Below are 19,777 nucleotides of genomic sequence, written 5' to 3' on the forward strand. Positions count from 1 at the left end.
GGCCCGATTCGTTTTCAGCCTCTTGCCCTGCGCGGCATCCGGAACGGCAGCATGAGCTGCACCACGGTGGTTTCGAAGCGCTCCAGGGACAGGCTCTCATGAAATGCCAGCCCTGGTTCCCCTTCAATGCGGGTATCCAGCAATGACCGCACATAAAAAGGGGTATCCGTCAGGGTCTGTTTGATCACGGCCTGGCCGTCATCCGCCCGGGTGGCCCGGTCGATCCGCCACCATCCCGAGATCGGCAGCCTCTGGCGCTGCGGGGGAGCGACATCCCGTACCCCGCCCCGGGGATCGAAGCGCAGGGCCAGCATGCGCTCCTGATCATCCCTCTGGGTGGCTTCATAGAGCACCACGGTGTCCCCGTTGGGCATGACGGCCCGCGACCAGTCCCAGTACCGGAAACCCTGTTCCAGGGGTTCGGCCCCGATGTTGCTGTCCATGTAACCGTTGCCCTGCCAGCGCAATCCCGGTTGCCGCAGGTCCACTTCCACGCGTGCGCAGGGGGCGACCGGGCGCCACTGATGGCGCTCCTGCTGGTCCAGGGCGTAGCTTCTGGCCGCCAGGGCTTCGGGACGAAGCTTGATGGTGCCACGGATGCGGGAGGGAATGGGTGCGGTGACCTCGTTCAGATGCACCGTCAAGCCGTCCGGACCCCATTCCAGGGCGCTGGGTCCGATCACCAGGTTGTCCCGATCCCGCTGCATGTCGCCACGACCGCGCTCGGTCATGGCCCATCGCCGGGGGGCGTTACCGTAGAGGGCGACATTGATCGACACGTGATGACCGGGGTCTGGCGTGCCGCGACGGCGGGCGAGGGCATAGTAGGGTGAAAAGACGCTGCCGACGAAGGCGATCAGGGTGATGCCGTGGCGACCGTCGTCACTCCATGCGTCCAGATACCACCACAGATACCCGCCCGGGGTTACCGATTCCGAGAAGTCAGGTCCTGTATCACGGTCCGTGCCGCCAGTCGTCCCGACAGGGTCGCCATGGGTACTCCCGCCCCCGGATGCACGCTGCCTCCCGCCAGGTACAGCCCTGGTATCCGGCTGCGGCTCTCCGGTCGGTCGAACGACGCTCGCCATCCATGGGTCGCCCGGCCGTAGAGCGCGCCCCCCGTCGCCGGGAACAGATGCTCGAAGTCCGTCGGGGTGGTGATCATGTGTGGCGATTCGTTCAGGTCGATCTTCAGGCCACAGCGAGCCAGGAGCCTGAAGGTGCTCTCCTCGCATTGGGCAATCTCCGTGGGTTTGTAGTGATGTTGATCGCCGATTGGCGGGGCGTTGACCAGGCAGAGTAACCGCTCCGCGCCGGATTGTCCGTGACAATCATCATCCGTGCGGTCCTGGGCGCAGATATAGACCGTGGGTTCTCCGGGCAGGCGATGATGTTCGAAGATGTCCCGGAACTCCGCCTGGTAATCCCTGGAGAAAAAAACATTGTGCCGGATCAGGGGGAAGCCCTGGGGAATGGCCTTCAGGCTCCAGGTCAGGGCCGACAGGGAGCGTTGCCCGGGGTCCGGTCCCTGTGCGGCGCCGGCGATGTCGATGCCCAGGCGACCCCGTGCCAGGGCGCCCACATCCCCGTTGAAGATCACCAGGTCCGCATCCAGCGATGTGTTCTCGCCCAGGGTGACGCCGCAAGCCCGTCCCGCCCGGGTGTTGATGCGACTGACCCGGGTATCGAAAAGGAACTGCACACCCTGGGCGGCGGCCAGTTTGCAGAGTGCTTCAGGCAGGCGCGCCATGCCGCCCTCCACGGTCCAGACCCCCTCCTGCTCCACATGGGCGATGAGCATCAGGGTGGCGGGTGCCTGATAGGGGGAAGAGCCGCAGTAGGTGGAATAACGGCCGAACAGTTGTCGCAGGCGCGGGTCATGGAAATGCTTGCCCAGGGCGCGCCAGAGAGTGTCATAGGGGGATATACGGATCAGGTCTCCGATGCCCCTGAGGCCGGAGCGTCTTACCAGGCTGGCAGGTGTGGGGCGGGAATCCCGGATGAAGGTGTTTTCAAGGGTCCGGTAGGTTCGTCTTGCCCGCTGGCAGAACTCATTGAATCGCCGGGCTTCTCCCGGGCCGGAGAAGGTACTGATGGCGTCGGCGGATCGCTCCGGGTCGGCAAACAGATCCAGGCGCTCGGTCTCGCTCCAGGCATGACGGGCCAGGATTTCAAGGGGTCTGAGACGGATGTGCTGGTCCAGGCGGGTGCCCGCTGATTCGAACAGTTCATCAAACACCCAGCGCATGGTGAAAACGGTGGGGCCGGAGTCGATAGGGGCGCCGTCCACCATGACTTCCCTGATCTTGCCTCCGGGTTTTGAGGCCTGCTCCAGGACGAGCACCTCAATGCCCTGCCGGTTAAGCTCCAGTGCCGCGGCCAGTCCGGCAATGCCGGCGCCGACGATGATTGCTTTGGGATTGCGCACCTGATCCGTTGCCTCCTGCAAAGGCCTTTGACTCGACCGGGGGTTGTGTCTATGCTGAGCACCAAGCATAAGTGACAACCTAACCTTACACTACGGGGCGGAGGCAAACCATGGATGCCATGACGCGGATTGAGCAGGCTTTGAACCAGGCGTTGGCCCGCGGGGAGACCCCGGCCTGTCCGCCGCTGCTCGCCGAGGCGTTGAGGTATTCGGTCTTTCCCGGTGGTGCCCGGATTCGCCCCCAGTTGTGCATCGCCGTGGCCCAGGCCTGTGGTGATGACGCGCCGGAGCTTGCCGATGCGGCGGCCGCTTCCATCGAACTCATGCACTGCGCCTCGCTGGTGCACGACGATCTGCCCTGTTTTGACAATGCCGGCATGCGACGTGGCAAGCCTTCGGTCCACGCGGCCTACGGTGAGCGTCTGGCGGTGCTGGCGGGGGATGCGCTGATCATCATGGCCATGGAGACACTGGTACACAGTGCCGCCCAAAGGCCCGAGCGTCTGGCGCCGTTGCTGCTGACCGTGGGGCAGGGCGTCAGCGTGCCCTCCGGCATCATCCCCGGCCAGGCATGGGAATGTGAGCCGAATGTGGATCTGGCCCAGTACCAGCGCGCCAAGACCGGTGCCCTGTTTGCCGCCGCCACCATGGCTGGTGCCGTTGCCGCCGGCCATGAGCCCGCCGGCTGGCGTGCCCTGGGCGAGAAGCTGGGAGAGGCCTTCCAGGTGGCGGATGATCTGCGCGATGTGGCATCCAACCCGGAGGAGCTGGGCAAGCCGGTGGGCCAGGACGAGGCCCTGGGCCGTCCCAACGCCGTGGCCACCCACGGCATCAAGGGCGCCACCAAGTATCTCAAGCAATTGCTGGACGAGGCCATGGCTTCCATCCCGGCCTGTCAGGGCGAGGCGGAGTTGCGTGTGCTGCTGATGAAGAAGGCCGCCAAGTTCCTGCCCAAGGAATTGGCCCAGCAGGCCGCCTGATACGATCATGGCGCGCTGGCCAGGGAGGGTGAATGCCTTGTCCCGTGGTGCCGTCTGGCGGGGCCATATCCTGGCCCTGCGTAACCGGGTGCTGTCCAGTCCCCGTTTCCAGCGCTGGGCCGCTGCCTTCCCCCTGACCCGTCCTGTTGCCCGTCACCGTGCCCGCCGGATGTTTGACATCGTGGCGGGCTTTGTTTATTCGCAGGTCCTGTACACCTGCGTCCATCTGCGCATTCTCGAGTTGTTGCATGAGTCGGGGCCGTTGACCATCGGGGAGTTGGCCGCTCGGGTCGATCTGCCGGAGGAGTCTTGCCTGTTGCTGGCAAAGGCGGCCTCGTCGCTGGATCTGATGGAATATTACGGTCGTGGACGCTGGGGATTGGGGGCGCAGGGCGCGGCCATGATCGCCAATCCCGGTGTTGCCGCCATGGTTGAGCATCATGCCATGCTCTATGCCGATCTGCAGGACCCGGTGTCCTTGTTGCGGGCAGGCAAGACCGGTCAGACCCGGCTTGGTCGGTTCTGGGCCTATGCCGGGCAGGAGCCACCCAGTGGTCTGGATGGGGAGCGGGTTTCTGAGTACACGAGACTGATGTCCGTCTCCCAGCAGTTGGTGGCCGAGGAAATTCTGGATGTCTTTACATTCAGGGGTTATGCCCGGTTGATGGATCTTGGTGGTGGGAACGCCACGTTTCTCTCCGCGGTGGCCGGCAGGGTGCCGGGCCTGGAGCTGGTTCTGTTTGACCTGCCGGCGGTGGCCGAGAAGGCGAGGGCCCGCTTTGCGGAGCTGGGTCTGGAACATCGCGCAACAGCGGTGGGGGGGGATTTCTTTGCTGACCCGCTGCCGCGGGGGGCGGACCTGATCTCCCTGGTGCGTGTGGTCCATGATCACAATGATGACCATGTCCTTGGGCTGTTCCGCTCCATCAGGCAGGTCTTGCCGGCCCATGGCGCATTGCTTCTGGCGGAACCCATGTCCGGCACTTCCGGGGCTGAACCCATAGGAGATGCCTATTTCGGCATCTATCTCCATGCAATGGGTCGAGGTCGTCCCAGGACACCTGCGGAATTGGAAGAAATGCTTCTTAAATCAGGGTTTACGCGTGTTCGTCTGATCCCTACCAGAACACCTTTATTGACACGTGTCATGTTGGCTCAACCCTGACTGGGGGGTAGTGTTAGTTTGGGTTGACAACATTCCGGGTCACGCTAGACTTACACGCATATCTCGTAGGGCCAAATCCGGTCCCAGGCCAAGACCCTTATGAAAGCGACAGCCGTCGTCATCCAACAACCTGAATCCCTTGAAATTCGCGAGCTTGAGCTGACCGCTCCCGGTGCGGGGGATGTGGTTGTGGCGATTGACTGGAGCGGGATCAGTACCGGCACCGAAAGACTCCTCTGGACCGGCAAGATGCCCAGTTTTCCAGGTATGGGCTATCCCCTGGTGCCCGGCTACGAATCTGTGGGGCGGATCATCCAGGCGGGTCCGGAGTCCGGTTGCCAGGAAGGAGAGCAGGTCTTTGTCCCTGGTGCTTCCTGTTACGGTGAGGTCAAGGGGTTGTTCGGTGGTGCCTCATCCCGTGTAGTGGTGGCCGGCAGCAAGGTGGTCCCCATTCCCGAGCGCTTGGGTGAAGAGGGCGTGCTGCTGGCGCTGGCCGCCACCGCCTACCACGCCATTTTTCAGGGGCAGGCCGTGGATGCCCTGGCGCCTTCCCAATTGCCCGATCTCATTATTGGTCACGGTGTCCTTGGCCGTCTGCTGGCGCGGGTCGCCGTGGCGGCTGGCGCGGCCCCGGTGGTCTGGGAACTGAATGAATCCCGTGCGGCCGGTGCCGAGGGGTACTCCGTCATCCATCCCGACCGGGATGAGCGACGTGACTATCACACCATCATCGACGTCAGTGGCGACAGTGCCCTGCTGGATACCCTGATTGCCCGTCTGGCGCGGGGTGGCGAGGTGGTCCTTGCCGGTTTTTACAGCCAACCGCTTTCGTTTGCCTTCCCGCCCGCGTTCATGCGCGAAGCCCGGATCCGCTGTGCTGCCGAATGGCGCGCGCCCGATCTGGCGGCGGTGAAGGCGCTCATTGATTCCGGCCGACTGTCTCTGGGCGGCCTCATCACACACCGCCGCCCCGCAGCCCAGGCCGATGAGGCCTATCGGACGGCATTCGGTGATCCCGAGTGTCTGAAGATGGTGCTGGACTGGAGATCCAGCCAGTGAGCGGTGGTGGTCATACGACTTCCGTGTCCGTTGACGGGCTCAGGGGACAGATGAGTTCCCGGGCAGCGGCGGAAACGATCCTTCCTGAAGGGGATGAGCGCGTGCAAAGTGGTACAGCCAAAGAAACCCAGATCATCGCAATCTATGGCAAGGGTGGTATTGGCAAGAGCTTTACGCTGTCGAACCTGTCCTACATGATGGCCCAGCAGGGCAAGCGCGTCCTGCTTATCGGCTGTGATCCCAAGAGCGATACCACGTCCTTGCTGTTCGGCGGCAAGGCCTGCCCCACCATCATCGAAACCGCTGCCCGCAAGAAACTGGCGGGTGAGGAAGTGGAGATCGGTGATGTCTGCTTCAAGCGGGGTGGGGTGTTTGCCATGGAGTTGGGTGGCCCGGAAGTGGGGCGGGGCTGTGGTGGTCGCGGCATTATCCACGGTTTCGAAATCCTGGAAAAACTGGGTTTCCATGACTGGGGATTCGACTATGTGCTGCTGGACTTCCTGGGTGACGTGGTGTGCGGCGGCTTTGGTCTGCCCATCGCCCGGGACATGTGCCAGAAGGTCATCGTCGTGGGTTCCAATGACCTGCAATCCCTCTATGTGGTGAACAACGTCTGTTCCGCGGTGGAATACTTCCGCCGTCTGGGCGGCAATGTGGGTGTGGCGGGCATCGTCATCAACAAGGATGACGGCACCGGCGAGGCCCAGGCCTTTGCCCAGGCGGCCGGCATTCCCATCCTGGCTTCCATCCCCGCCAACGAAGACATCCGCAGAAAGAGCGCCAATTACCAGATCGTCGCCCATCCGGACGGCGAGTGGGGGCCGCTGTTCGAAGCCCTGGCGACCCAGGTGGCCGAAGCGCCGCCGCAGCGCCCCAAGCCGCTGACCCAGGATGAATTGCTGGGCCTGTTCTCCAGCGATGAAGTGGGTCGGGACGTGGTGCTTGAGCCGGCGACCTGGGAAGACGTCCATGGTCATGCCATGGTCAAGAAGCCATCCCTTGAGGTGATCTATGACGATGTCTGACCGACATCGCCACCTCATGGAGGCCACCCACCCCGATGTCGGTCGTGCCGGCGGTGGTGCTGTGTCTCCGGGTCAACCTCAAGATGCGACGCCTTCCGTGAAGATTGACAAGATTCCAGTGACCATTGAGACGGCGGCTCCCGCCTCCGGTTGCCATGGCGGCCGGGAAACCATGGCGGAGGCAGCGCGTGCCGCCGGTCAGAGCGAGACCCTGGATCAATACGCCCGGGATTATCCGGCGGGTCCCCATGACCAGCCGCAGAGCATGTGTCCGGCTTTCGGCTCGCTGCGCGTGGGTCTGCGCATGCGCCGTACTGCGACCATCCTGTCCGGCTCCGCCTGCTGTGTCTATGGTCTGAGCTTTACCTCCCATTTCTATGGCGCGCGGCGCACCATCGGATACGTTCCCTTCGATTCCGAAACCCTGGTGACCGGCAAGCTGTTCGAGGATATCCGGGAATCCGTGCATCAGGTGGCTGATCCTGCGGTCAATGACGCCGTGGTCGTCATCAATCTCTGTGTACCCACGGCTTCCGGGGTGCCGCTGCGGTTGCTGCCCAAGGATATCAACGGTGTGCGCATCATCGGCATCGATGTTCCCGGATTCGGTGTTCCCACCCATGCCGAGGCCAAGGATGTCCTGGCTGGCGCCATGCTCCGGTATGCCCGCGGCGAAGCCGAGCAGGGTCCGGTGCAGGCGCCTCGGGACGGACGCAAGGACAAGCCGACGGTCACCCTGATGGGCGAGATGTTCCCGGCGGATCCGGTGGGTATCGGCGCCATGCTGGAACCCTTGGGTCTTGCTGCCGGTCCCGTGGTACCCACCCGGGAGTGGCGCGAGCTGTATGCCGCGCTGGACTGCGCCGTGGGCGCTGCCATTCACCCCTTCTATACCTCGTGCGTGCGTGAGCTGAATGAGGCGGGTCGTGAAGTGGTCGGTTCTGCCCCCGTGGGCTATGACGGCACAGCTGCTTGGCTGGAGGCCATCGGCGAAGCCTGCGGCGTGGCCAGAAGCGCCGTTGACGCTGCCAAGAACCGCTTCCTGCCGGCGATCAAGGGTGCGCTGTCCGGTGCCCCGATCAAGGGTCGCATCACCCTGTCGGGTTATGAAGGCTCCGAGTTGCTGGTGGCTCGACTGCTGATTGAAAGTGGCGCGGACGTCCCTTACGTCGGTACCGCCTGCCCCAGGACCCGTTGGTCCGATGCGGATCGCGAGTGGCTGGAGAGCAAGGGTGTCCGGGTGCAGTTCCGCGCATCACTGGAACAGGATCTGGCAGCCATCGAAGAATTTGGTCCCAATCTGGCCATCGGCACGACGCCGGTGGTGCAGAAGGCGAAAGAGAAGGGTATTCCTGCCTTGTATTTCACCAACCTCATTTCCGCCCGTCCCCTGATGGGACCTGCGGGTGCGGGTTCCCTGGCTCAGGTGGTCAATGCCGCCCTTTCCAACCAGGCCCGCTTCGATCGCATGAAGGCCTTTTTCGAGGGTGTGGGTGAAGGACACGCCACGGGTGTCTGGGAAGGCGTTCCCCAGGATCATCCGGAGTTTCGCGAGCGCATGAAACGTCAGCGGCAGCGCGTCTCCGGACAGGCTGTTCCGGGGGAGGTGCGCTGATGTTTGTCCTGGATCTGGATCGTGCCGGCGGCTACTGGGGTTCAGTCTACGCCTTTACCGCCGTCAAGGGGCTGCAGGTCATCATCGATGGCCCCGTGGGTTGCGAGAACCTGCCGGTGACTTCGGTACTGCACTACACCGATGCCTTGCCACCCCATGAGTTGCCGGTGGTGGTGACCGGTCTGGGCGAGGAAGAACTGGGACAGACAGGGACCGAAGCCGCCATGAAGCGTGCCCATCAAGCCCTGGACCCGGATCTCCCTACCGTGGTTGTTACCGGCTCCATTGCCGAAATGATCGGTGGTGGTGTGACCCCGGAAGGCACAAACATTCAACGGTTTCTTCCGCGGACTATTGACGAGGATCAGTGGCAGAGTGCGGATAGGGCCCTAAACTGGCTGTGGACTGAATTTGGAAGCAAGAAGGTGCCGGCCCCAAAGGCACGCAAGGTCGGAGATAGACCGAAAGTCAATATCATCGGTCCCATGTACGGCACCTTCAACATGCCGTCCGATCTGGCGGAGATACGCCGTCTGGTGGAAGGCATTGGAGCCGAGGTCAGCATGGTGTTCCCATTGGGGACCCACTTGGCCGAAGTGCCCAGACTGGCGGATGCGGAAGTCAACATCTGCATGTATCGGGAATTTGGCAGGATGCTGTGCGAGACCCTGGACCGGCCTTATCTGCAGGCGCCCATTGGTCTACATAGCACCACTTTGTTCCTGAGGAAACTGGGTGAACTGCTCGGACTGGATCCGGAGCCGTTCATCGAGAAGGAAAAGCATACGACGGCCAAGCCCCTCTGGGATCTGTGGCGGTCGGTGACACAGGATTTTTTCGGCACGGCGACCTTCGGGATCGTGGCGACCGAGACCTACGCCAGGGGTGTCAGACACTTTCTGGAGGAGGAGATGGGAATGCCTTGCAATTTTGCCTACGCGCGCAGCGCCGGGGCAAAACCCGATAACCAGTCGGTGCGCAAGGCGATTCATGAAAAGACGCCGTTGGTGTTGTTCGGCAGCTACAACGAACGCATGTATCTGGCGGAAATAGGTGGGAGGGCGATGTATGTGCCGGCCTCCTTCCCCGGGGCGATCATACGGCGCCACACCGGTACTCCCTTCATGGGCTACGCCGGGGCGACGTATCTGGTCCAGGAAGTGTGCAACTCGCTGTTTGACGCGCTGTTCCACATCCTGCCCCTGGGAACGGAACTGGACAAGGTGGATGCCACCCCATCCCGGCTCCATCGGGAACTGCCCTGGGATGATGAAGCCAAGGCAGCGTTGGACAGACTGGTCGAGGCGTATCCGGTGCTGGTCCGGATCTCTGCCGCCAAGCGTCTCCGGGACGCCATTGAGGCGGCTGCGAGGCGAGAAGGTGAGGAAAGGATCAGCGTGGACAGGGTCACCAGGACCCACGCGGATGTGGCTGCCGGCAGGGCGGCCTGATCAGAAGACAAGCAGGGCAGGGCGATAGAGCGCTACCCTGGAACGGAAAGAATGGAAGCAGTAACCGCCCGACGGATGGATCCGACGGAGCGCAGCAGGTAACGGATTCGCGACTTTCTGGGCGTCGCCGCCTGTGCACGAGGTACCGCAAGGCGAAGTCGCCCAACCTCCCGGAGTCCGGGAGGTTATGGGTCGATCGTGAATGTGCTGTGACATGCAACTGGCATGTTCGTGTCTTCAGCCATCACCCGTTAGCCGGGTCTTTAACGGTATGACAGGTGACACGGTCGTGAGTTTCGTTATGGAGGCAGTTTTTTCCATGACGGTCGTGATCGCGTTGAGTCAACGCGGTATTTGCCAATAAGGCTCATTTGGAGGGTATTTAAATGGTTGACGAAACGAAAGGTTCGCTCTCTGGGCTCACCGAAGACGAGGCCATGGAGTTTCACGGTGTCTTCATGACCAGCATGATGGGCTTCCTGGCCGTTGCTGCCGTTGCTCACGTTCTGGCCTGGATGTGGCGTCCCTGGGGCGTGGCTTGGTAAGACCTCACACCTTTCCGGTGTGTTAGTCAGTACCGAGTCTTTCGAACCGAAGTTGTAAAAGTAGTTCCCTAAAATCAGAGGAGATTTCAACATGTGGCGTGTTTGGCTGCTGTTCGATCCGCGCAGAGCGCTGGTTGCCCTGTTCACGTTCCTGGCCGTGCTTGCACTGCTGATCCACTTCATCCTGTTGAGCACCGAACGCTTCAACTGGATGCACTCTGCGTCGGCTGTCGAAGCGACTCTGCAGGCTCAGGAAGGCGGTTCAGCACTGTCCTGATAGCGTCTGTAGCCACGGGTGGCGGACGGTTGCCGACAGCGATGTCGGCCCCGCTCCGCCCCCGGGGCCCTTCGCTAACAAGCGTGTTGAGAGTATAGGGCTAGGGCCGGAATCTCCGGCCTATGCCTTACTGACCGGAGGTTCTAGGAATGTCCATGCTGAGCTTTGAGAAAAGATACCGCGTACGCGGGGGGACGTTGATCGGAGGCGACCTATTTGACTTCTGGGTCGGGCCTTTCTACGTCGGATTTTTTGGGGTCCTAACGGCGTTTTTTGCGTTGTTGGGTACGCTCCTGATCGTCTGGGGTGCGGCTATGGGCCCAACCTGGAACATCTGGCAGATCAGCATCAATCCCCCCGACCTGAGCTATGGCCTTGGCTTTGCGCCCCTGACCGAGGGCGGGCTTTGGCAGATGATCACGATCTGTGCCTTGGGCGCATTCATCTCCTGGGCGCTGCGCCAGGCTGAGATTGCCCGCAAACTGGGTATGGGTCTGCATATTCCGATCGCCTTCTCCGTGGCGGTCTTTGCCTATTTCACGCTGGTTGTCATTCGCCCGGTGCTGCTGGGTGCCTGGGGTCATGGTTTCCCCTACGGCATCATGAGTCACCTGGACTGGGTGTCCAACACCGGTTATCAGTTCCTGCACTTCCACTATAACCCGGCTCATATGCTGGCCATCGCCTTCTTCTTCACCACGGCTCTGGCCCTGTCATTGCACGGTGGTCTCATCCTGTCCGCAACCAATCCCAAGAAGGGTGAACCGGTCAAGACGCCTGAATACGAAGATACCTTCTTCCGTGACGTCGTCGGCTATTCCATCGGTGCCCTCGGCATTCACCGCCTGGGTCTGTTCCTGGCCCTCAGTGCCGCCTTCTGGAGTGCCGTCTGCATCGTCATCAGCGGTCCCTTCTGGACGCAGAGCTGGCCGGAATGGTGGAACTGGTGGCTTGACCTTCCTATCTGGGCTTAATGTAAGGGGACCACAATGGCCGAATACCAGAACATATTTAACCGGGTGCAGGTCCAGGCAGAGCCTGAGGCTGGCGTACCCCTGCCGAATGGTGATCGTGAACGCATCGGGAAACCGTTGCTGTTCTATTGGGCCGGCAAACTAGGTAACGCCCAGATCGGGCCGATCTACCTGGGCTGGACCGGATTGGCATCCATCATGTTTGGTTTGATGGCAATCCTGATCATTGGTTTCAACTTCCTGGCCCAGGTCAACTGGGACGTCATTCAGTTTATCCGCCAGCTCTTCTGGCTGGGACTGGAGCCACCTCAGGCGCAGTATGGCCTGGGCATTCCTCCGCTGGCTGAAGGTGGCTGGTGGCTGATGGCCGGTTTCTTCCTGACCACCTCCATCCTGCTGTGGTGGGTACGGATGTATCGTCGTGCACGTGCGCTGAACATGGGTACCCATGTGGCCTGGGCATTTGCCGCGGCGATCTTCCTGTATCTGAGCCTTGGCTTCTTCCGTCCGATCCTGATGGGCGACTGGTCCGAAGCAGTACCGTTCGGTATCTTCCCTCACCTTGACTGGACCACGGCATTCTCTCTGAAGTACGGCAATCTGTACTACAACCCGTTCCACATGCTCTGTATTGCTTTCCTGTATGGCTCTGCTGTGCTGTTTGCCATGCACGGTGCAACGGTGCTGGCTGTGGGCCGGTTCGGCGGTGAGCGCGAGCTTGAGCAGATCACCGACCGTGGTACCGCTTCCGACAGAGCGATGCTGTTCTGGCGCTGGACCATGGGCTTCAACGCCACCATGGAATCCATCCATCGCTGGGGCTGGTGGTTCGCGGTTCTCGTACCGATCACCGGCGGCATTGGCATTCTGCTCACTGGCACGGTAGTCGACAATTGGTATCTGTGGGCGATCGATCACGGCGTGGCGCCGTCCTACCCGATCGTACATCCGAATGTCGAAGATCCGGCCATGCTTCAAGGGATGTCTCAATGAAAACGATGACGCGTAAAACGACGACAGTGGCGGCACTTGCCGGTGCCGCACTCCTGATGACCGGCTGTGAACTGCCCATCGGGATCGAAACCGAGCAGACCGGTTATCGCGGTCTGGGTATGGAGCAGGTGACAAAGCGCCATCTGGAAGCCATGAAGCGTAGCGGCATGGAGATTCCGGATCCTGAGCGTCCCGCGGCTGCCGCTGGCCCCCGTGCCGGTGACATCTACGAGAACGTGAAGGTGCTGGGTGACCTGAACATCTCCGAGTTCAACCGTCTGATGAATGCCATCACTGCATGGGTGGCGCCGGAAGAAGGTTGTAACTACTGCCATACGCCGGGCAACTTCGCTGACGAGGATGTCTACACGAAGATTGTCTCCCGTCGCATGCTGGAGATGACCTACACCATCAACAACGAGTGGACCGCTCATGTGGGCGAAACCGGTGTGACCTGCTACACCTGCCACATGGGCAACCCGGTGCCGGAAAACATCTGGTATGAGGACCCGGGCTTCAAGCAGGCCGGTGGTTTTGCTGCCAGCCGTATGGGTCAGAACCTGGCCGGTACCAACGTGGCTTCCGCCTCGCTGCCGAATGATGTCTTCACGCCCTTCCTGCAGGGTGATGAGCCGAAGAACATTCGTGTGACGCCGCGGACCTCGTTGCCGATGGGTGACAATCCGTACAATCTGGTGGACGCCGAGTGGGTGCATGGTCTCATGATCCACTTCTCGAAGGCCTTGGGTGCCAACTGCACCACCTGCCACAACACGAACAACTTCCCGGAGTGGCAGACCAGCCCTCCGCAGCGTGTGACGGCATGGCACGGCATCGAGATGGTTCGTGCGCTGAACAATCAGTACCTGAACCCGCTGCAGCCTGAATATCCGGATTATCGGCTCGGTCCCACGGGTGATGCACCCAAGACCAACTGCGCCACTTGCCACAATGGCTTCCAGCTTCCGCTGGATCGTGCGCAGATGCTGAAGGATTATCCGGAACTGAACCGGGTCAACCGCCGTGGCGGTCAGCCCGAGGCGACTACCAGCGCAGCTGCTGATGATGTAGAAGCCGAGGCTGTTGAAGGTTAACCTTCAATCAGTATCAGTTGGATGACCCGGATGGAACCGGGTGAACAGGGGGCCTTCGGGTCCCCTGTTTCGTTATGTGCCCGGAAACGGGTGCAAGGCATCGCGGCTTTGTGTATGTTTTAGCGGCCTGAAGCTGGTGACACAGCCCTGACAGGCACTGACGCGTGATGGCCCGAGCGGCCTTGTGAGGGATGGCAGTGGTTGGAAACCGAGGGTTCTTGATTGATGGCTTTAGTACCTGGCACTGGCTGCTGGGAGCTGCGGCAATTGTGATCGTGCTGGGGGGGCTCAAGACCATCAGCCATATTCTCACGCCGTTTCTAATGGCGGCCTTTCTGGCCATCATCTGCGCGCCACCGCTGACCTGGATGCAACGCCGGGGTGTCCCTGGTGCTCTGGCGGTGCTCGTTCTATTCTCGGTCGTGGGCTTTACCTTTTTCCTGCTGTTTCTGGCGCTCAGGGATGCGGCGGAAAGTCTTGCCGTCCAGGCGCCGCTGTACCAGACGCGGCTGACAGGCTGGCTGGAGCATCTGCGAGCGATGGCTGAAGCCCGTGGCCTGCCGGAGGATTTGCTACCGGAAAAACCAGCCTTGCCTGCCACAGCAACCATCACCAACGCAGCCAGGGCCATCGCCGGGGGAGTGGGGCAATTCACGGCCAGCACCTTTCTGGTATTGCTGGCCTTCATGTTCCTGCTGATGGAGGAGCGGGTTCTGGCGGCCAAGCTCAACGCGGCGTTCCCGGGGCGTCGGCGTGCCCGGGTAAGAATGCGGCGCTTTTTGCGCTCGGTCTATCATTACCTTGCCATCAAGACCGGTGCCAGTGTGGCCACCGGTCTGCTGGTGGGTATCGGGTTGAGCCTCATCGGCGTCGACTTCGCCATTCTCTGGGGAATACTGGCGGGACTGCTCAATTTCATCCCGACCATAGGCTCGATCATTGCCGCGGCCCCGGCGGTGCTGATTGCCCTGCTGGGCATGGGGATGACGGAGGCAGTACTGGTCCTGATCCTCTATGTGGTGGTCAACGTGGGCATTGGCAGCATACTCGAACCCAAGTTCATGGGGCGTACCCTGGGTCTGTCGCCACTGGTGGTGCTGGTATCCTTGCTGGTCTGGGGATGGGTATTCGGTCCGGTGGGCATGTTGTTATCCATTCCCCTGACCATGATTGCCAAGCTGGCACTGGAGTCCAAGCCGGACACGCGCTGGATTGGTATCCTCATGAGTGATCGGCCCAGAGGGAGCTAGCCACGTCCGTGGCCGGCTCGGGACATGCTTTTCAGGAGATCCGGATTTGATTCCCTTGATACTTTCAGGTGGTGCGGGTACGCGGCTCTGGCCCATGTCGCGCCAGCTTTTTCCCAAGCAGTTTCTGCCCCTGGCCGAACCGCAAAGAACCCTTCTTCAGGCGACCCTGGAGCGTCTGCCTCGGGGGGATGATCTGGGCCGACCGGTGGTGGTCTGCAATGAGGATCATCGTTTTCTGGTCGCCGAACAGTTGCGGGCCATGGGGGTGCAACCGGCCCGAATCATACTGGAACCCATGGGACGCAACACGGCGCCGGCGGTGGCGCTGGCCGCCCTGGAACAGATACAGGACGGCGCGGACCCGGTGCTGTTGGTGATGCCGGCGGATCATGTGATCGCGGATGTGGAAGCCTTTCGCAGCGCGCTGTCGACGGCCCGACTACGGGCGGAAAGCGGCGATCTGGTCACCTTCGGCATTGTCCCCACCGAGCCCCATACTGGCTATGGCTATATCCGTGCCGGTAACGGGGCGGAAGAGGAGGGGGCCTTGCCGGTACTGGAATTCGTGGAAAAACCGGATCAGCAGACGGCGGAAGGTTATCTTGCTGGCGGCGACTGTTTCTGGAACAGCGGCATGTTCGTGTTCCGGGCCTCGGTGTTTTTGCAGGAACTGGAGACCCATGCACCGGACATTCTTGCCGCCTGCCGCAAGGCACTGGAATCCGTTCAGGTGGACATGGACTTCCTGCGGGTTGACCGGGAAGCCTTCGCCGCCTGCCGCGGCGATTCCATCGACTATGCGGTGATGGAAAAGACCGGGCGGGCCGTGGTGGTGCCACTGCAGGCCGGGTGGAGCGACGTGGGCTCCTGGGCCTCCCTGTGGGCGGTGGGGGAGAGGGATGTCGACGGCAACCTGACCCATGGAGATGTCATCACCGTGGGGGCCAGAAACTGCTACGTCCACGGTAATCACCGCCTGCTGGCCGCCGTGGGGGTTGAAGATCTGGTGATCGTGGAAACGGCGGATGCGGTGCTGGTGATGCACAAGGACCGCGACCAGGAAGTCAAGGAGGTGGTGGCGCGGCTCAAGTCCCGTGGTCGTGAAGAGGCCGACATTCACCGTTGCGTGGCCCGGCCCTGGGGCACCTATGAGCGCATCGATGCTTCGGATCGTTTTCAGGTCAAGCGCATCACGGTCAAGCCGGGACAGACCCTGTCGCTGCAGATGCATTATCACCGGGCCGAGCACTGGATCGTGGTGCGGGGCACTGCGCGGATCACCCGGGGCGAAGAGGTGTTCGTGCTCACGGAGAACCAGTCCACCTTCATCCCCCTGGGTGTCACCCATCGTCTGGAGAACCCGGGCAAGATCCCCCTTGAGCTGATCGAGGTGCAGTCGGGAAGTTACCTGGGCGAGGATGACATCGTCCGCTTCCAGGATACCTACGGTCGCAGCTGACCCGGCGAGGGCGCCGCCTCAGGCGGCATCCTGCTTCGGGTTCAGGGCGCTGACCAGTCTCAGCACCGCCTGCACCCGCTGTTCCAGTGTTTCCATGGGTTCGAAGAATCTGAACTTGTCGGGGCCGTCGAGCCGATACCCCTGGGGATTGGACTGGAGCAGACGGATGACGTCGGCGGGATCCACGGCCGGGTCCGGATGAAAGAGCAATCGTCCACCCTGGGGACCCAGTTCCAGCTTGCGTACCCCCAGTGGTTGCAGTTTGAGCTTGAGCCGGGTGGCCTCCACCAGGTTCCTGGCCTGGGGCGGGAACAGCCCGAAGCGGTCGATCATCTCCACTTCCATTTCCCGTAGCTGTGCCTCGTCCCGGCAGCTGGCCAGCCGCTTGTAGAGGATCAGGCGGCCGTGGACATCCGGCACGTAATCGTCCGGCAGCAGGGCCGGCAGCCCCAGGTCCACCTCGGTGGTGTCGCCGGTCGAGGTTTCCAGGTCCGGGACCTTGCCTTCCTTGAGGGCCTTCACCGCCCGTTCCAGCAGTTCGTTGTAGAGGGTGAAGCCGATTTCCTGGATCTGGCCGCTCTGTTCATCACCCAGCAGTTCTCCCGCCCCCCGGATTTCCAGGTCATGGCTGGCCAGGGTGAAGCCCACGCCCAGGTCTTCCAGGGATTCGATGGCTTCCAGGCGCTTGACGGCATCCGGCGTCATGCCGGAGGGGTGCGGCGTGATGAGATAGGCATAGGCCCGGTGGTGACTGCGCCCGACACGGCCCCTGAGCTGGTGCAACTGGGACAGCCCCAGCTTGTCCGCCCGGTCCATGATGATGGTGTTGGCCGTGGGCACGTCGATGCCGGTCTCGATGATGGTGGTACACACCAGGATGTTGTAACGCCGGTGGTAGAAGTCGAGCATCACCTGTTCCAGCTCCTTCTCCCGCATCTGCCCATGGACGATGCCGATGCTGGCGGAAGGGATCAGTTCCGCCAGTTCGCGGGCGGCCTTGTCGATGGTGTCCACCTGGTTGTGCAGGTAGTAGACCTGGCCGCCGCGCCGGATCTCGCGCAGGCAGGCCTCCTGGATCAGGGCATCGTTGCGCTGGCTGACGAAGGTCTTGATGGCCAGTCGCTCTTCCGGCGGGGTGGCGATGATGGACAGATCCCTGAGTCCCGACAGGGCCATGTTGAGGGTGCGCGGGATGGGAGTGGCGGTGAGTGTGAGCATGTCTACCTCGGCCCGCAGGGCCTTGAGCCGCTCCTTGTGCCGCACCCCGAAACGCTGTTCCTCGTCGATGATCACCAGCCCCAGGTTCTTGAATTTGAGATTGCCCTGGATCAGCTTGTGGGTGCCGATGACGATATCCACGCGCCCGTCTTCCAGGCCTTCCATTACCGCCTGCTGCTGTTTCTGGGAACGGAACCGGGACATGGACTCGATGCGGATGGGCCAGTCGGCGAAACGATCGCGGAAATTCTGGTCGTGCTGCTGGGCCAGCAGGGTGGTGGGTACCAGCACCGCCACCTGCTTGCCGTCCTGGACCGCGACGAAGGCGGCGCGCATGGCCACCTCGGTCTTGCCGAAACCCACGTCACCGCAGACCACCCGGTCCATGGGGCGTTCGGATGCCATGTCCGCCAGTACGGCCTCGATGGCGGACAACTGGTCCGGGGTTTCCTCGAACGGGAAGGCGGCGGCAAAGGCTGAGTATTCATCGCCATGGGGCTGGTAGGCGTGCCCCTTGCGGGCGGCTCGCCGGGCATAGATGTCCAGCAGTTCCGCCGCCACGTCCCGGGCCTTTTCCGCCGCTTTGCGGCGGGCTTTGGCCCAGGTATCCGTACCCAGCTTGTGCAGTGGGGCGTGCTCCGGATCGGAACCGGTGTAACGGCTGATCAGGTGCAGGGAGGAGACGGGCACATACAGCTTGTCACCGCCGGCATATTCCAGGGTGAGAAACTCGGTTTCCTGGCCGCCGACGGTGAGTTTCTGCAGGCCCAGATAACGGCCCACGCCGTTGTCCTCATGGACCACGGGGGCGCCGGGGTGCAGGTCCGTCAGATTGCGGATGACCGCATCCGCGTCCCGGGTGGGGCGATGACGGCGCCGTTCCTGGCGGACCCGGCGACCGAACAGACTGGATTCGGTCAGGACCGCCAGACCGGACTGGGGCAGATACAGGCCGTCATCCAGCGGCGCCACGGTCATGCACAGGGGCTGCTCCGCGGCAAGGAAGGCCTGCCAGGAATCCACCGGGGTGGGCAGGATGCCGAAGGGGCGCAGGGTGTCCAGCAGGACTTCCCGTCGTCCGGCGGATTCGGCGGTGAACAGGACGCGTCCGCTAAAACCCTCCAGAAACCGTTGCAGGCCCTGGGCGGGCTCGTTCTGGCGGGGATGAATCCGCAGGTCGGGCAGGGCCGCGGTTTCCATATTGCACAGGCCCGCGCCGGTATCGGGCAGTGCCATGGCCTGGATCTGCAGATGCCGGCCCCGTGCCCATTGCCGGGACAGGGTTTCCGGGTCCAGGAACAGGCTGTCGGGGGGGAGCAGGGGGCGTTCCCGGTCATGGCGACGCTGTTCATGGCGATGGGCCACCTGATCGGCAAAGCCTCGGGCTGCCGTGTCCGTGTCGCCTGTCTGGATGAACAGGGTGTTGTCAGGCAGGTAGTCGAACAGGGTCTCTGTGTGATCGAAGAACAGGGGCAGGTAGTATTCGATTCCCGCCGGGGCGGCCCCCTGGCTCACCTCCCGATAGATCAGGCTGGCCTGGGGGTCGCCTTCAATGAGGGTTCGATAGCGTTGGCGAAAACCCTTGATACCCGCTTCGTTGAGGGGGAACTCATGGGCGGGCAGGAGGCGTATTTGCGGGACTGCGTCGCGGGAACGCTGGGTTTCCGGGTCAAAGGTGCGGATGGACTCGATCTCGTCATCCATCAAGTCGATACGATAAGGCACCTCGCTGCCCATGGGAAACACATCCAGCAGGGCACCCCGTACCGTATACTCACCATGTTCCATCACCTGGTTTACATGCCGGTAGCCCGCTTCTTCAAAGCCGTTTCGGAGTTTTTCCCGATCAACGCGTTCTCCCTGAGACAGGAACAGGCACTGGGACTGCAGCCAGGCCCTGGGCGCCAGCCGTTGCATGAGAGTAGTTACCGGGATGATCAGGGCCCCTTGCCTGAGGGAGGGTAGCCGGAACAGAGCTTCCAGGCGCCGGGAAACGATATCTTCATGGGGAGAAAAGACATCGTAGGGCAGGGTCTCCCAGTCCGGCAGGGCAAGGATGTCCCGGGTGTTGCCCAGGAAAAAACCCAGCTCCAGTTCCAGGCGTTCGGCGGTCTGGGTATCGGGGGTTACTACGACGCTCAGGCCCCGGTGATGCTCCAGGGCAGTGGCCACGGCCAGCCCCAGGGCGGCACCGTAAAGTTGCCCCCAGTGGGCACTTTGGTTTTCATGGGGCAGGGCGGGGGG

General features: G+C 62.2%; 16 protein-coding genes. 13 read left to right on the forward strand and 3 right to left on the reverse strand.

Features of this window, described 5'->3' with window-relative positions:
- Positions 1-14 precede the first annotated feature (14 nt).
- Positions 15-779 (reverse strand): carotenoid 1,2-hydratase, encoded by a 765-nt coding sequence (locus CKO35_RS11740; protein ID WP_338031792.1) that lies wholly within the window; start codon positions 777-779, stop codon positions 15-17.
- Between the two features lie 146 nt (positions 780-925).
- Positions 926-2,428 carry a 1-hydroxycarotenoid 3,4-desaturase CrtD gene (gene crtD / locus CKO35_RS11745; protein WP_200176338.1) on the reverse strand — a complete coding sequence of 501 codons (1,503 nt, stop codon included), beginning with the start codon at positions 2,426-2,428 and terminating at the stop codon, positions 926-928.
- Positions 2,429-2,538: 110 nt separating this feature from the next.
- On the opposite strand from crtD, the gene CKO35_RS11750 reads away from it, so the two are divergent.
- The 13 genes from CKO35_RS11750 to CKO35_RS11810 all read left to right on the forward strand — a co-directional run bounded on the left by CKO35_RS11750 (position 2,539) and on the right by CKO35_RS11810 (position 16,315).
- Entirely contained in the window at positions 2,539-3,408 is an 870-nt protein-coding gene (locus CKO35_RS11750; RefSeq protein ID WP_200176339.1) for a polyprenyl synthetase family protein, read from the forward strand.
- A 7-nt stretch (positions 3,409-3,415) separates the two neighbouring features.
- Complete coding sequence (locus CKO35_RS11755; protein WP_200176340.1) at positions 3,416-4,573, forward strand: methyltransferase; 1,158 nt, start codon at positions 3,416-3,418, stop codon at positions 4,571-4,573.
- Between the two features lie 99 nt (positions 4,574-4,672).
- The gene (bchC, locus tag CKO35_RS11760; RefSeq protein WP_200176341.1) at positions 4,673-5,632 is read left to right on the forward strand and encodes a chlorophyll synthesis pathway protein BchC; all 960 of its coding nucleotides are present in this window, start codon (positions 4,673-4,675) and stop codon (positions 5,630-5,632) included.
- 50 nt (positions 5,633-5,682) lie between these two features.
- Positions 5,683-6,657 (forward strand): chlorophyllide a reductase iron protein subunit X, encoded by a 975-nt coding sequence (locus tag CKO35_RS11765; RefSeq protein ID WP_200176342.1) that lies wholly within the window; start codon positions 5,683-5,685, stop codon positions 6,655-6,657.
- A 172-nt stretch (positions 6,658-6,829) separates the two neighbouring features.
- The gene (bchY, locus tag CKO35_RS11770) at positions 6,830-8,272 is read left to right on the forward strand and encodes a chlorophyllide a reductase subunit Y (RefSeq protein ID WP_200176354.1); all 1,443 of its coding nucleotides are present in this window, start codon (positions 6,830-6,832) and stop codon (positions 8,270-8,272) included.
- The gene (bchZ, locus tag CKO35_RS11775; protein ID WP_200176343.1) at positions 8,272-9,723 is read left to right on the forward strand and encodes a chlorophyllide a reductase subunit Z; all 1,452 of its coding nucleotides are present in this window, start codon (positions 8,272-8,274) and stop codon (positions 9,721-9,723) included. The genes bchY and bchZ overlap by 1 nt, the downstream gene beginning before the upstream one ends.
- A 386-nt stretch (positions 9,724-10,109) precedes the next feature.
- Positions 10,110-10,268 carry a light-harvesting antenna LH1, beta subunit gene (pufB, locus tag CKO35_RS11780; protein WP_008932826.1) on the forward strand — a complete coding sequence of 53 codons (159 nt, stop codon included), beginning with the start codon at positions 10,110-10,112 and terminating at the stop codon, positions 10,266-10,268.
- A 91-nt stretch (positions 10,269-10,359) separates the two neighbouring features.
- Positions 10,360-10,545 (forward strand): light-harvesting antenna LH1, alpha subunit, encoded by a 186-nt coding sequence (gene pufA, locus CKO35_RS11785; RefSeq protein WP_008932825.1) that lies wholly within the window; start codon positions 10,360-10,362, stop codon positions 10,543-10,545.
- Positions 10,546-10,694: 149 nt separating this feature from the next.
- The gene (gene pufL, locus CKO35_RS11790) at positions 10,695-11,519 is read left to right on the forward strand and encodes a photosynthetic reaction center subunit L (RefSeq protein ID WP_200176344.1); all 825 of its coding nucleotides are present in this window, start codon (positions 10,695-10,697) and stop codon (positions 11,517-11,519) included.
- Positions 11,520-11,534: 15 nt separating this feature from the next.
- On the forward strand, positions 11,535-12,512 hold the full coding sequence (pufM, locus tag CKO35_RS11795) for a photosynthetic reaction center subunit M (RefSeq protein WP_200176345.1): 978 nt from the start codon (positions 11,535-11,537) through the stop codon (positions 12,510-12,512).
- Complete coding sequence (gene pufC, locus CKO35_RS11800; protein ID WP_200176346.1) at positions 12,509-13,606, forward strand: photosynthetic reaction center cytochrome PufC; 1,098 nt, start codon at positions 12,509-12,511, stop codon at positions 13,604-13,606. The genes pufM and pufC overlap by 4 nt, the downstream gene beginning before the upstream one ends.
- 218 nt (positions 13,607-13,824) lie before the next feature.
- Positions 13,825-14,856, forward strand: a complete 1,032-nt coding sequence (locus CKO35_RS11805) for an AI-2E family transporter (protein WP_242467159.1) — start codon at positions 13,825-13,827, stop codon at positions 14,854-14,856.
- Positions 14,857-14,902: 46 nt separating this feature from the next.
- Positions 14,903-16,315, forward strand: a complete 1,413-nt coding sequence (locus tag CKO35_RS11810; RefSeq protein ID WP_200176348.1) for a mannose-1-phosphate guanylyltransferase/mannose-6-phosphate isomerase — start codon at positions 14,903-14,905, stop codon at positions 16,313-16,315.
- 18 nt (positions 16,316-16,333) lie between these two features.
- Here CKO35_RS11810 and mfd read toward each other — a convergent pair.
- Positions 16,334-19,777, reverse strand: a 3,444-nt coding sequence (gene mfd / locus CKO35_RS11815) for a transcription-repair coupling factor (protein ID WP_200176349.1), incomplete at its 5' end; no start/stop codon positions are given.

This window comes from Ectothiorhodospira shaposhnikovii (genome assembly GCF_016584105.1).
In the GTDB taxonomy this organism is placed as follows: domain Bacteria; phylum Pseudomonadota; class Gammaproteobacteria; order Ectothiorhodospirales; family Ectothiorhodospiraceae; genus Ectothiorhodospira; species Ectothiorhodospira shaposhnikovii.